The organism is Erysipelotrichaceae bacterium 66202529, from assembly GCA_017161075.1.
Taxonomy (GTDB): domain Bacteria; phylum Bacillota_I; class Bacilli_A; order Erysipelotrichales; family Erysipelotrichaceae; genus Clostridium_AQ.
Window position 1 is genome coordinate 950,574 of record CP046174.1, and the last position, 13,635, is coordinate 964,208.

Annotated in this window: 13 protein-coding genes and 2 tRNA genes; 10 read left to right on the forward strand and 5 right to left on the reverse strand. The window is 42.3% G+C overall.

Annotated elements, in window-relative coordinates:
• The first annotated feature begins 38 nt into the window (after nucleotides 1-38).
• Together GKZ87_04480 and GKZ87_04485 are read left to right on the forward strand one after the other, a co-directional pair.
• Nucleotides 39-299 (forward strand): hypothetical protein, encoded by a 261-nt coding sequence (locus GKZ87_04480; protein QSI24816.1) that lies wholly within the window; start codon nucleotides 39-41, stop codon nucleotides 297-299.
• Nucleotides 300-389: 90 nt separating this feature from the next.
• Entirely contained in the window at nucleotides 390-1,490 is a 1,101-nt protein-coding gene (locus GKZ87_04485; GenBank protein ID QSI27880.1) for an aldo/keto reductase, read from the forward strand.
• Nucleotides 1,491-1,600: 110 nt separating this feature from the next.
• Here the strand turns inward: GKZ87_04485 and GKZ87_04490 are convergent.
• Nucleotides 1,601-1,686 (reverse strand) — tRNA-Leu (locus tag GKZ87_04490).
• Nucleotides 1,687-2,318: 632 nt separating this feature from the next.
• On the opposite strand from GKZ87_04490, the gene GKZ87_04495 reads away from it, so the two are divergent.
• Both GKZ87_04495 and GKZ87_04500 read left to right on the forward strand, forming a co-directional pair.
• Nucleotides 2,319-2,678, forward strand: coding sequence for a hypothetical protein (locus GKZ87_04495; GenBank protein ID QSI24817.1), 360 nt, complete (start codon nucleotides 2,319-2,321; stop codon nucleotides 2,676-2,678).
• 156 nt (nucleotides 2,679-2,834) lie between these two features.
• On the forward strand, nucleotides 2,835-3,599 hold the full coding sequence (locus GKZ87_04500) for an MBL fold metallo-hydrolase (protein ID QSI24818.1): 765 nt from the start codon (nucleotides 2,835-2,837) through the stop codon (nucleotides 3,597-3,599).
• Nucleotides 3,600-3,780: 181 nt separating this feature from the next.
• On the opposite strand, the gene GKZ87_04505 is transcribed toward GKZ87_04500, so the two are convergent.
• The 3 genes from GKZ87_04505 to GKZ87_04515 all read right to left on the reverse strand — a co-directional run bounded on the left by GKZ87_04505 (nucleotide 3,781) and on the right by GKZ87_04515 (nucleotide 7,355).
• Nucleotides 3,781-4,797 carry an aspartate-semialdehyde dehydrogenase gene (locus tag GKZ87_04505; GenBank protein QSI24819.1) on the reverse strand — a complete coding sequence of 339 codons (1,017 nt, stop codon included), beginning with the start codon at nucleotides 4,795-4,797 and terminating at the stop codon, nucleotides 3,781-3,783.
• Nucleotides 4,798-4,858: 61 nt separating this feature from the next.
• Entirely contained in the window at nucleotides 4,859-6,169 is a 1,311-nt protein-coding gene (locus GKZ87_04510) for an aspartate kinase (protein QSI24820.1), read from the reverse strand.
• 4 nt (nucleotides 6,170-6,173) lie between these two features.
• Complete coding sequence (locus tag GKZ87_04515; protein QSI24821.1) at nucleotides 6,174-7,355, reverse strand: homoserine dehydrogenase; 1,182 nt, start codon at nucleotides 7,353-7,355, stop codon at nucleotides 6,174-6,176.
• A gap of 118 nt (nucleotides 7,356-7,473) precedes the next feature.
• Between GKZ87_04515 and GKZ87_04520 the strand changes: the two genes are divergently transcribed.
• The 6 genes from GKZ87_04520 (at nucleotide 7,474) to GKZ87_04545 (ending at nucleotide 11,980) form a co-directional block, all read left to right on the forward strand.
• The gene (locus tag GKZ87_04520) at nucleotides 7,474-8,967 is read left to right on the forward strand and encodes a threonine synthase (protein QSI24822.1); all 1,494 of its coding nucleotides are present in this window, start codon (nucleotides 7,474-7,476) and stop codon (nucleotides 8,965-8,967) included.
• Nucleotides 8,960-9,841 carry a homoserine kinase gene (locus tag GKZ87_04525; protein QSI24823.1) on the forward strand — a complete coding sequence of 294 codons (882 nt, stop codon included), beginning with the start codon at nucleotides 8,960-8,962 and terminating at the stop codon, nucleotides 9,839-9,841. The genes GKZ87_04520 and GKZ87_04525 overlap by 8 nt, the downstream gene beginning before the upstream one ends.
• Nucleotides 9,841-10,275, forward strand: a complete 435-nt coding sequence (locus tag GKZ87_04530) for an ACT domain-containing protein (GenBank protein ID QSI24824.1) — start codon at nucleotides 9,841-9,843, stop codon at nucleotides 10,273-10,275. Before GKZ87_04525 ends, GKZ87_04530 begins: the two co-directional genes overlap by 1 nt.
• A 269-nt stretch (nucleotides 10,276-10,544) precedes the next feature.
• Nucleotides 10,545-11,267: a TIGR01906 family membrane protein gene (locus GKZ87_04535; GenBank protein ID QSI24825.1), complete on the forward strand. Its 723-nt coding sequence runs from the start codon at nucleotides 10,545-10,547 to the stop codon at nucleotides 11,265-11,267.
• The gene (gene maf / locus GKZ87_04540; GenBank protein ID QSI24826.1) at nucleotides 11,260-11,832 is read left to right on the forward strand and encodes a septum formation protein Maf; all 573 of its coding nucleotides are present in this window, start codon (nucleotides 11,260-11,262) and stop codon (nucleotides 11,830-11,832) included. Before GKZ87_04535 ends, maf begins: the two co-directional genes overlap by 8 nt.
• 74 nt (nucleotides 11,833-11,906) lie before the next feature.
• Nucleotides 11,907-11,980: transfer RNA gene (locus GKZ87_04545), tRNA-Thr, on the forward strand.
• Between the two features lie 659 nt (nucleotides 11,981-12,639).
• Here GKZ87_04545 and GKZ87_04550 read toward each other — a convergent pair.
• The gene (locus GKZ87_04550) at nucleotides 12,640-13,443 is read right to left on the reverse strand and encodes an ion transporter (protein ID QSI27881.1); all 804 of its coding nucleotides are present in this window, start codon (nucleotides 13,441-13,443) and stop codon (nucleotides 12,640-12,642) included.
• Between the last annotated feature and the right edge of the window lie 192 nt (nucleotides 13,444-13,635).

Genomic DNA, 13,635 nt, shown 5'->3' on the forward strand with positions numbered 1-13,635 from the left:
TGGACTATCTTTACGATAAAGGATGAGGAGTGAAAACAATGATGAAGCGGACAATCTCTATATTTATGATCGTAGTTTCAATGTTAAGTCTAACTGCTTGCAGCAAGAAATTAGGGCAGTCAGATAATGCTTCAGAAGCTCAAATATCAGCAAATGAGAAAGGAGGCGGGACAGTGAATAACAAAACTTTGGTTGTGTATTTTTCTGCTACAGGAACAACAAAGCAGCTTGCAGAATATGCAAAAGAGATTCTTAATGCCGATATTTATGAGATCGTACCAAAAGATCCATATTCATAGGAGGATTTGGCTTACTATACAGATGGACGTGCGGATAAAGAACAAAATGATAAAAATATACGCCCAGAAATTTCAGGCAGCATCCGAAATATGAAGCAATATGATACGATTATCTTAGGATATCCCATCTGGCACGCTCAGGCGCCAAGGATCATAAGCACTTTTCTTGAAAGCTATGATTTTTCAGGGAAAACTATTCTGCCATTTTGTACCTCTCATAGCAGTGACATAGGTTCTAGTGCTACTGATCTTCATTCACTTACAAATAGCGCAACTTGGTTAAATGGACAGCGCTTCTCCTCTGATACATCCAAAGAAGAGATAACAACTTGGCTTGAAAATAACGGATTGTCGACGACTTCAGCAGGACAGATTGGAAAGTTTAATTTCGATCAGCAAACTGTGCTCTTGAATAGTGGTTATGAAATGCCGATTCTAGGTATAGGCACTTACAGTCTTTCAGATGAAGACTGCTATAATTCGGTAACAGCCCATTTAAATAGTGGTGGTCGTTTAATTGATACAGCATTTATCTATCATAATGAAGCAGCAGTAGGCAGAGCCGTTAGAGACTCAGGGGTGCCTAGAGAAGAAATTTTCGTTATGACCAAGCTCTATCCTAACCAATATGCAGATGCTGCGAATGCTATTGATGAAGCTTTCGTTCGTATGGGGCTTGATTATGTTGATATGATGCTTTTACATCATCCTGGGGAAAATGATGTTGACGCATATAAGGCTATGGAGCAGGCTGTTAAGGATGACAAGATACGCTCGATTGGTTTGTCTAACTGGTATGTGGAAGAATTAGAGAGCTTTTTGCCACAGGTTAATATTACACCAGCCCTTATACAGAACGAAATACATCCTTATTATCAGGAAAACGATGTCATCCCTTATATTCAAAAGCTTGGAATTGTTGTACAGGGGTGGTATCCATTCGGAGGCAGAGGGCATACTGCAGAGCTTTTAGGGGATGATACAATCTCCGCTATTGCCAAAGCTCATAATGTGTCTTCAGCTCAGGTAATATTACGCTGGAATTTACAGAAAGGTGTTATTGTTATACCAGGTTCCAGCAATCCCAAGCATATTAAGGAAAATCTTGATTTATTCGGCTTTAAATTGACACAAAAGGAAATGAAGCAGATACAAGAGCTTGATCGTAATGAAAAATATGATTGGTATTAAGCTGAATACTATATGAAGGCTTTACCAATCGTTGCGGCCTGCTTGATATGCTTACATAATGTATGAATATATAATAAAAAACGCCCGATTTGGGCGTTTTTAGTTTCCATTGGTGCAGACGATGAGATTTGAACTCACACGAGCATACGCTCACTACCCCCTCAAAGTAGCGTGTCTGCCATTCCACCACGTCTGCATATCTTAATTGCCTATTTATCATACTATATTTTCTAAGAATAATCCAGATGTTTTTTCAAAAAAATGAGAGTTTTACCGAATAGCACGTTAGATACTCAAATCTTTGGATAGTAGATAAATGTCAGCATATGAGAGGGAAGGATACGATAGGCCCTGTTCCATTAGCTTCCTATTCTAGCAGCTCCTAGCTAATTCACATAGTTGTGAATAAAAACAGTATAAGGATTACTGCACTAAGAAAACAGAAACTGATGAATAACCTGCTATAGCATTGCTTGCTACATCAGTATCCTTCACTGAACTGAGCATTACAGAAACTTATGCTTACAGTAAAACGAAACCGGATAACGGAATAGGCACGGCTTCATAATAAAAAAAGCGTGAAGCAGCGATGCGATGATATATCAGAAATCACGTAACCATACCGCAGCTCCACTCATATTGTAAAAGCAGAATCAGCTGCATTTTGTCGAATTCATCATAATCTCATACAGAAAGATATAAAGGACCATGCCGCCATGGAATAGTGATACCGCTTACGATAAAAAGTTCTTCAAAAATTCACATACTACACATATTATTCACACATTTATAGTAGATAATAGGGACACATAAAGAAAGGTTGAAATCATGAAAATGAAAAAAGAAATGAAAATCTCTAAGGCGAGTATTGTCTTTTATGTAGCTGCTGTTATTTTCCTTGCTATTGCCGCTTTTGAAATCTATCAGGCTTATCTGACGGTGGAAAGCTATAAGACAACATATACCCTGCAGATGTCCGATATTCTGAATCTGTACTTTACTGGCTGTGTGCCATATTTCGGTTTTGCATTCCTGTCATATGGAATCGGTGAAATTATGAAGAAAATCAACGATCTTACCAGCACGCTGCGTCTGTGTATGGAGGATGTAATTGAGGATGCACCACAAGAGGAACCGGAAGAAGAATTTTGTACAGAAGCAGTTTCAAATGAAGTTAAAAATGCCTAATTGACCGTGTGTGCGAGCATATGGTCTTTTTTTATAAAACAGGCATGAGCTTTTTGTTGATTTAACAGGGTACGGCTTTCCTGCATGGTAATGAGTAGTACTGTTAATAAAAGAGATAGAGTGCTATACTATTTGTAATAATCGGAGGTAAATATTATGGAAGATTGGTTTCAGATCCAGCAACTGGATGACGCCACCTATGTCATTTCAGAGCCGAAGCACTATGAAGAAACAAACAGCTATCTTTTGCTTGGAACACAGCGTGCACTGCTGATTGACAGTGGTCTTGGCGTAGCTGATATGCGCACCATAACCAATCAGCTGACAGCACTTCCTGTAACCGTGGTTGCGACACATGTACACTGGAATCATATAGGAAGTCATGGCAGCTATGACACTGTACTGGTTCATGAGCTTGAACGAAGGTGGCTGGAGGGAGACTTTCCCCTGCCGCCTGCTGTGGTACGCAGCCAGTTGTTGAAAGAACCGTATCAGTTTCCGAAAGCTTTTAACGCGGATGCCTATACCGTGTGGCAGGGACATGTGAGCGGTATTGTACAGGATGGTGATATCCTTGATTTAGGCGAACGCCGTATCAGCATTTTACACACACCAGGACATGCACCTGGGCATATGTGCTTCGTAGACATGGAGAGAAGCTGGCTGTACAGCGGCGATCTTCTGTATAAGGGAACGCTCTATTGCGATTATCCATCTACAGAGCCGCTGGATTATTTACACTCCTTGCAAAGGCTTTGTACTCTTGCGATTGATCGTATCCTTCCAGCTCATCATACACTAAATATCCCGGTTACCTGCATACAAGCTGTAACAGCTGCATGGGAAGACTTGCAAAAGAAGGGGCTGCCGCACCATGGCAGCGGACAATTTTCCTATGAGGATTTCTCCATCCGGCTGTAGGCCGATAAAATTAGTTCAATGCCGTTTGTCTGCACATATCCGTTATGGTAAGGGGCAGAGGTTAAACAAAGGCTATACAAACAAATCAGGCCGGATAGACGGATAGCGTTTATCCAATCAAAATAAAAAACTGAGAAGGCGGGATACATACATCCCTTGTCTTCTCAGCTTTTGGCTTCTGTTATCTTTCCTTTTCCTGTATGACCAGCTCGGCGATCTGAACTGCATTCGTAGCGGCACCCTTTCGTACCTGATCTCCACAGCACCAGAAGCTCAGTGCATTGGCATGATTGCTCATATCCTCGCGAATCCGTCCTACAAATACCAAATCCTGATCTGTCGTATCCAGCGGCATCGGATAAACCATATTTTGAGGATCATCCACAAGCTTCACACCCGGTGCATTCTGCAGCAGCTCCCTAGCTTTTTCTACGCTGATTTCCTTCTCGAATTCCACCATGATGGATTCGGAATGGGAGCGGATGACCGGCACCCGAATACAGGTGCAATTCACACAAAGCTCAGGATTGCCCATGATTTTTCTTCCCTCATTCTGCATCTTCATTTCCTCACTGGAATACCCGGCCTCATTGAATCCGCCAATCTGCGGAATCAGATTGTAGGCAATCTGATACTGGAAGGTATTGACTTCAACCTCTTTTCCATGCGCCAGCGCTCCAACCTGCTGGTTCAGCTCGCGGATCCCATTGACACCGGCACCACTCACAGCCTGATAGGTGGAAACGACCATACGCTTAGCATTTGCATATGCATGCAGCGGCTGTAATGCAACCAATGCGATAATTGTTGCACAATTCGGATTTGCGATAATGCCGTGATGCTCCCGTACAGCCTGCGGATTCACCTCCGGTACAATCAAAGGAACATCCTCATGCAAACGGAACGCAGAGCTGTTATCCACAACGATTGCACCCTTTGCGGCAGCGATGGGAAGATACTTCTCCGCAATATCATTTTCTGCGGCTCCCAATACGATATCCATACCGTCAAAGCTGTTCTCTGTCGTTTCCTCAACGGTATACTCCTTTCCTGCAACGGTGATTTTCTTTCCGGCACTTCTGGCACTTGCCAAAAGATGCAGTTCACTGACAGGGAAGTCACGCTCCATCAGAATTTTAAGCATTTCCTGCCCGACAGCGCCTGTGGCACCGAGTATTGCGACCTTGTATGTTTTCATTTCACTCTCTCCTCATATTCTATCTATATGTCTGTATACCTGTTTTGTTCATCTGTAAGCGTTACACCACAAAATTATTGTAGATGGTTTCCACCGTTTTCTCATAATCCTTATTCTCCACACCGACGATGATATTCATTTCATCTGTACCCTGCGCAATCATTCGGATATTGATATTGTTTTTTCCAAGCACTGCAAACAGCTTACCGCTGATACCTGGACGATACATCATCTGACGGCCTACTGTTGCAATCAGGGAAATGTTATCAATAATTTTTATTTCATCCGCATTGCAGGCCTTTTTCATATCGCCTACCATATCATATATGACATCCTTCACATCCTCGGAATTAACCACGATACTAAAGGAATCAATTCCACTCGGTATATGCTCAATGCTGATCCGGTAATTTTCGCATACCTCCAATGCACGGCGGATGATACCGACTTCATCCGACATATGGTTCTTATAAATAGCGATTACAGTAAAATTTTTCTTCCCTGCAATACCAGTAATCATCTGTTCACTTGGATGGTCATCCTTTTCCACGATAATAGTTCCACCCTCCTCCGGATGATTGGTATTCAGGATATTGATCGGAATGTTTTTTTCCTTAACCGGGAAGATCGCTTCCTCATGCAAAACACTTGCGCCCATATAAGACAGCTCACGCAGCTCACTGTAGGTGATGGTGTTGATCCGCTTCGGGTGATGTACGATTCTTGGGTCTGCCATCAGAATACCGGAAACATCTGTCCAGTTTTCATACATATCCGCATTCAGGATATCTGCCAGTATCGAGCCGGTAATATCACTTCCCCCACGGGACATTGTACGCACTGTTCCATCCGGCAATGCCCCATAGAAGCCTGGAATAACAAAGCGGTCATGCTTTTTCATATAATTGTCCATGCGGTATTTGGTTGCATCGAAATCAATTTTGCCATCGTAGCGAAACGTGATAATATCCTTTGCGTCCACAAACGGGAAGCTGAGGTATTCTGCCATCAGCTTTGCGGTCAGATATTCCCCGCGGGAAACCAGATAATCCGTGGACATGGTCTTATTCAGCTTTCCTTTCAGCTCATTGAGATCCTCCTCGATCGGATAGCTCAGACCCAGATCATTTTTGATTGAGAGAAAGCGCTCCTCAATCAAATGAAACAGGGAAAGATGGTCAACACTGTATTTTAAATGTGCTTCTATCAGATACAGCAGGTCAGTTACCTTGTTGTCCTTTTTGTGCTCACGTCCGGAGGCGCTGACGACAACAAAGCGCCGGGCAGGATCACTTTCTATAATATTTCTCACCTTGCGGAACTGCTGTGCATTTGCAACCGAGGAACCGCCGAATTTTGTTATTTTGATCATAGTGCTAGTCATCCTCCCTTTCATAGATGCTTGCCATAAATGCATGATTGTCCAGCTTCAGCATCCGTTCCATCACCTGATGCATCTCATATACCTCCGCCTTCTGTATATGCAGATACTCCTGCCCCTCAAAGACTTTTACTTCATAGCTGAAATCCTGCAGCTCATTGCGCGCCGCTTCGTCAACACGCAGGATATAATCCCGCAGACAAAGCGTTTCATCATAAACCATCGTATGGGTAAAGGCAGGATCCATGTGCGTAACACCTTCGTTAAGGTCAATCAGATCCTGGACGATGGCATTGGCAGTGGGCAGCTTTCCGGCTCCCTGTCCGAAAAATTTTAAATCTCCAATCGTTTTACCATGCAGAGTTATCAGATTGTAGTTATCCTGTGTATTGCTTTCCAGTGAGCCTGCTTCAAACAGCACCGGCTCCACCACACAGCCGTAACGATTCTGATTGCGGCGGGTTTTGGCAATCAGCCGGACAGCATAGCCAAGGGATGAGAAATAGGATACATCCTCCTTGGTAATATTGCGGATACCAAATACCGGGAAGGTATCCGGCACGTGGAAATCATATGCAAGGCTGGCAGAGATACGCAGCTTATTACAAATATCATAACCGTCGATATCTGCACTAGGATCAGCCTCTGCATAGCCCAGCTCCTGTGCCTCCTTCAAAATATCTTCAAAGGATGCGTGATAGCGCTGCATGTGATCCAGAATATAATTGCTTGTCCCATTGAAAATCCCGTGTATGCGGTCAACCTCATCAATACGCATCGCCTTTGCCAGACCTTCGATCCATGGAATACCGCCGCCGGTGCTTGCCTCATAGTAAATTCGGACATTGTGTTCTCTTGCGGTATCCGTAAACTCCTTCAGATAAGCGGCAATTACCGCTTTGTTGGCAGTAACGACATGCTTACCGCTTTTCAGGGCCTGCAGAATATACGTATGCGCAGGCTCAAGACCTCCCATAGTTTCTACAACAACATCCACATCTGCATCATCCAGAATGGTCTGTATATCATCACACATATAAGGAAGAGTTTTCTCTTTCCCCTTGCGGATCAGTATATAGGATACGTGTAACTGTTTTGTGCTATTTGTTACCGCGTGATCGATAATTTCTTTTACCCCAGAGCCGACGGTTCCATAACCGAGTATTGCTATATTCATGTGAATCCTCCTCTTTAAATTTTTGTGTCTTTGTTTCAAAAACACTTGTTTTTTTATTGCGAACATTGTATCATAGTAAAAAAAGAATTGCAAGACGAAAAAAGAAGGAGATTTGAACATGGAGAAAATATATACAAGTACGAGAAACAAAGCGCTGGCGCGCACACCGAAGGAAGCGGTCTTAAAGGGAATTGCCGAGGATGGCGGTCTGTTTGTCTATGACGGACTGGATACCTTATCACTGCCCTTGCAGGATATGATGCAGATGACCTATGAAGAAATGGCAGAAACTATATTGCAGCTGCTGCTACCGGACTTCAGCAGAGAAGAGGTACAGGAATGTGTCAAAAACGCCTATCAGGGAAAATTCACAGATTCGCAGATCACACCGCTTCATAAGGCTAAAGATACCAATATACTGGAGCTGTTTCACGGGCCTACCTGTGCGTTCAAGGATGTCGGACTGCGTATGCTTCCGCAGCTGATGAGCAAATCGCTGAAGCAGCATCCCGATGAAAAGGTTATGATTCTCACGGCGACAAGCGGAGATACCGGAAAAGCAGCACTGGAAGGCTTTCTGGATGTGGAACGCACCGGAATTACGGTATTTTATCCGGATAACGGAGTATCCAATATTCAGCGGCTGCAGATGGTGACGACCAAAGGAAACAACACCTGTGTCTGTGCTATTCAGGGGAATTTTGATGATGCACAATCCAATGTGAAAAAAATCTTTCAGGATACAGATCTGTCAAAGCGCCTGAAGGAGAAGGGAATCACCTTATCCAGTGCAAACTCCATCAATATCGGACGGTTGATTCCACAGGTTGTTTATTATGTATACGCATATAAGGAAATGGTGCGCACGAAGGAAATTGCATTTGGTGAGGCAGTGAATTTCTGTGTGCCTACCGGAAATTATGGAAATGTGCTGGCCGGCTATTATGCCAAGCTGATGGGACTGCCTGTGAACCGGTTTATTGTCGCATCCAATTCCAATAATGTATTATATGACTTTTTAAAGGATGGTGTTTATGATCGAAACCGCCCGTTCTATAAAACGATATCTCCGAGTATGGATATTCTGATTTCCAGTAATCTGGAACGTCTGCTGTATTATAAGAGCGGCAAGGATGCAGATTATATCGCAGCCCTTATGAAGGAATTAGAGGAAACCGGCCGGTATCAGGTACGGGAGGATATTTTCGATTCTGTCCGTGCTGATTTTGCGGGCGGCTATTGTGATGATGAAGCCTGTGCTGCTGCCATACGTGAAGTTTATGAGGAAAGCGGCTATGTCATGGATCCGCATACGGCAATCGCATATAAGGTGATGAAGGAATATGCGCAGGAGGACGGGGAGCATAAATGTGTCCTGTTATCTACGGCAAGCCCGTATAAATTTGCACCTGCTGTTTATGAGGCGATTTTCGGAAAAGAGGAGCTGGATGAATTTACCTGTATGGAGAAGCTTCAGCAAAAAAGCGGTGTAGAAATGCCACGTCCGCTGGCTGAGCTGGCAAAGCTGGAAGTCCGTCACAAGCATCTAATTGATAAGGATGAAATGACATCCTTTGTGGAAAGGATCGGGAAGGAGATGTTCCATGATTAAGGTACGTGTACCGGCAACAAGTGCCAATCTGGGTGTCGGCTATGACTGTATGGGACTTGCATTAGACGATTACGCAACAGTGACCTTTGAGGTAATTGCACATGGTCTGGAAATTCTTGGCTGTGAGGAGGCCTATTGCAATGAGGATAACCTGTTTTATCAGGCGTTTCTGGAAGGCTTGAAATATATGAATGAAACAGTTCCCGGTATTCGGATCACGGTGGATACCGATATTCCCTATGCTAGGGGGCTAGGCAGCAGCGCCACCTGCATTGTTGCAGGACTGGCAGGTGCTAATGCGCTCTTTCAAAATCGCATGAACCGTTATGAGCTGTTTGACCTGGCAACCCGTATGGAGGGACATCCGGATAATATAGCACCGGCAATTTTCGGGGGACTGTGTGTTTCCTTCATGGAGGAAGGAAAACCGAATATGATCCGTTACGGCGTGAAGCGTGACCTGCAGTTTGTGACGATGATTCCGGATTATGAGGTCAGCACTAAGTCTGCGCGGGAAGTGCTTCCAAACAATATGAGCTATGCACAGGCGGTTTACCAGATGGGACGCTGTGCTGCTTTAGCAAAGGCGATAGAAATCGGAAATGCGATGATTATGAAAAGGGCCTGTACAGATCAAATGCAGGAGCCTTACCGTAAGGAACTGATTCCGGAATATGCCGATGTAAATAAGCTGTGTGAGGATGCCGGCATGATTACCATGTATATATCCGGGAGCGGTTCAACCATGATCGCCCTGACCCAGGAGGAGACTGATGCAGGCGTGTTAGCGGAAACCATAAAAAAACGATATCCGACCTGGGATGTACGAATTCTGAAGGCAACCTATGATGGTGTTCAAAGCGAGGTGTGCTGATGGAAAAATATTATATTGTAGACAGTACGATTCTGCCGGATGTACTCGATAAGGTGATCGAAGCACGGACACTGCTGCAAAACGGGGAAGTGAAGCAGGTGAGTGAAGCCGTTAAACGGGTTGGAATCAGTCGGGGAACCTATTATAAATATAAAGATTATGTCTTTCTGCCTGCGCAGGGGATGAGTGAGCGAAAGGCTGTTATTTCCTTGATGCTGCATCATGACAAAGGAATCCTTTCTGAGGTACTGAATACCATGTCCAGCGTAAATGCAAATATATTAACGATCAATCAGAATATACCGATCCATGAATGGGCATCTGTTGTATTATCCTTCGATTTGTGTGAGATGGCGGTATCCATTGATGAATTGATGGAACGTCTGCGCACCTGCCGCGGTGTCAGTAATTTGCGTCTGATTGCCGTTGAATAAGGAGTGTAAAAGCTGAGCTGATTGCTTATGTGAGGAATCATGAGGCGGGGAAACCCGCTTTTTCTTTAGTCTGTGTAAATTTTTACTGATGATATTCCTCTCATTTTTTATGGGCGCTTCACCTTATATGTGTGTGTTTCATGTTCAAGCAGCCGTTTATGCGCAGCTTTCTTTCTGATAATTTGCAATATTATAAAAAAAGGTGATTTTCTTTTTTTCTGAAATATGGTACGATATAAAAAGTCATTTAAATATATAAGGAGTATCCTATGAAACAGCTGTTAGAAAAACTAACGACATTGGCGGCATACACTGCCGCTGTCTGCACAATCGTAATTTTGCTGGTTACGAGCATAAATATAAACTGCTTTGATAAGGATTTTTATAAAACGGAATATGCTTCACTGGAAACTGCACAATCTCTTGGCATGACAGAGAAAGACCTCAATAAGGCGACGGATGCATTGCTGGATTATCTGCAGGATCGACGAGATAATATCAATGTTACCGTAGCTGTTAAGGGAACGGAAACCAAGGCATTTAACGCAAGAGAATCTTCTCATATGGTGGACGTGCGTACATTGTATCATTTTGCTATGGTATTAAGAAATGTAGCTATAATCCTGCTGGTGGCTTCTCTGGTCTATATGGCGGTGCGTTTAAAGGGCGGCATGCTGACGATTTTCAGTATCAATTACATGAAAACCGCAATCCTGGCAGCCGTATTCTTTGCGATGCTGGCAGGCTGGGCTTATGTTGATTTTGATGCCTTTTGGACGACCTTCCATAAGCTTGCTTTCCGCAATGATCTGTGGCTGCTGAATCCGGATACGGATTTAATGATCAACCTTTTTCCTGCAGAATTCTTTTCCACCATGGTCTTTCGTATTGTAGGTATGTTTGCGACCGGATTTATTGGATTATTCGTTCTCTGTTATCTGTTCCTGAGACATCAGCTGCATAAGCTGCATGGTGAGCTTCATCATGAGTAAGCGGCGGCTCATTTTAGCCAGTGCTTCTCCAAGGCGGCAGGAGCTGTTACAGGATATCGGCTATCCTTTTGATATTGTAACGGCAGATTGCGAGGAAACGTTTGATCATACTGCCTCAGTTTTTTCTGCTATTGAACAGATTGCGCTGGTTAAGGCACGCACTGTTTGGGAGCATCATCCTGAAGCGGTGGTTCTTGGAGCGGATACAATGGTCTGTTATGAAAATCAGATGATGGGGAAGCCGCGAAGCCGTGAAGATGCATACCATATGCTGAAGCAGCTTAGTGGCAGGACGCATACCGTAATCAGTGGTGTTGCCATCGTATGGAAAGGAAAGGCGGAATTGTTTCACGAAGAAACAAGCGTTACCTTTTATGACCTCGATGAGGATTTGCTTATGAAATATCTCGACAGCAGTGAACCGTATGACAAAGCAGGAGCTTATGGCATTCAGGGGATGGGGAAATTGTTTGTCAGAGAAATTCACGGTGATTATTTCAATGTTATGGGACTGCCTGTTGCGGCTGTATACCGGCGCATAAAACCATATCTGGAAAAAAATTAAAAAAATCTGTTTTATGGTTGAAAAATTTTGTAATGCCTATTATAATATAATAGCTTTCCAATCATAAAGCATATGCCGGTATAGTATAGTGGTAATACAGAGCAATGGTAATGCTCAGCGCTCAGTTCAATTCTGGGTACCGGCACCATAAAGTTATTTAAGCCTTGTTTAAAGGCTTTTTTTAATACCCAGTAATTTCCGTACCCCCTCATATACCTCTTTTTTGCGGTTGATTTGATATTTAAGCCTTTCTTTAAGGTTTTTTATACCATGAAATAAAAGTGACGTAAGATAAGACGAAAAAGGTGCTTTACTTATGAGCGTATATGGTCTACCCTATGGTTGCAGAGGTGATTTGATTGTTTTATGGCATGAATATCTCTTATTTGATGATTTTTTATCCTAACAATATGATTGCATGAGATACTATTCATGGCAGCTATATAATTTATGCCTCTTTTTTCTTTACGTTTTGCTGCCAGCTTTCATTTCGGTGGGAGTTTTTCATGACGATAAAATAACGGAAATTTTAACATTATTAAAACAAAAGGGCCTGTAATGCTTGCTAAAACAGTTATGGATAAAACCTTATATATATGATAGCTAAAGCAATTATCGCTGTATATATGTAGATAGTTTTCTGGATACCAGTATTAGTAAAACGATGAAGCCTTTTTTTAATGCTTTTATTTACACTCTGAAATACCTGTATATGCGTAGTATCTCATCGGAAGCATATTAAATAAGACAAACACAGACTGCTTGTAAGCTGATTGAATATTACTTAGGAAGGGATACTGAATGGTTTTACTTTTTTAGCTTTTTTCCACAATATGGACAATACTGCAGATCGTCTGCATCGCTTTGCTTTTCTTCATCCAGATCTTCATTAAACCCTGCACTTATAATTCCTGTGGGTACAGCAACAATGCCGATACCCAAAATTGCTATAAATGCGCTTAATATCTTTCCCATAATTGTAATGGGATATATATCGCCATATCCGACGGTAGTCAAGGTGGCGATTGACCACCATAAGCCAGAGAATGCATTAGAAAAAACAGTCGGCTGTGCATCATGTTCGAAGAAATATATAATGATAGAAGAAATCAGCATTAGTACTGCAACAACCGTTATGGATGATACCAGCTGCTCTTTCTTTCTCTTTAATACATTTACTATAATTGTTAATGCAGTAAAATATCTGCCTGATTTAAAAATACGAAACATACGAAATAGCCGCAATGCTCTAAGGGAACGAAGGTCTACATTTGTGATAAACGGTAAATAAAATGGCAGTATGGATATAAAATCTATTAGTGCCAGAAATGAAAAAATATATTTAACTCTAGACATAATGATACCTTTATCAGGAAATACTATATCGGCTGTCCATACTCTGGCGATATATTCAAAAGTAAATGCTGTGATGGAAACATATTCTAACCTCGTAAGCCACCATGAGACAGTGCTAGGTACATTGTCAAAGGTTGAAATAATGACGCTGATAATGCTGATAATGATAAGAGCCATCATAAATAAATCAAATATTTTGCTGGGCATATAGGAACCATCATCAACCGTGATTATTTGAAAGGTTCTTTGCTTCACTTTTCTATAGAATTTACTATTTTTAGTTTTCATAATAACCTCCAATATGTTTAACATATGTAGTATACCATACTAGTTAATCAGTATATACCTGGTTCTAAACGAAAGCTGAGTAAATGATTAAAGCATATCAATGTATTTCATACTTGTTTTTTGCTATACTGAATACAGTCATTTCACGAATTCATTTCC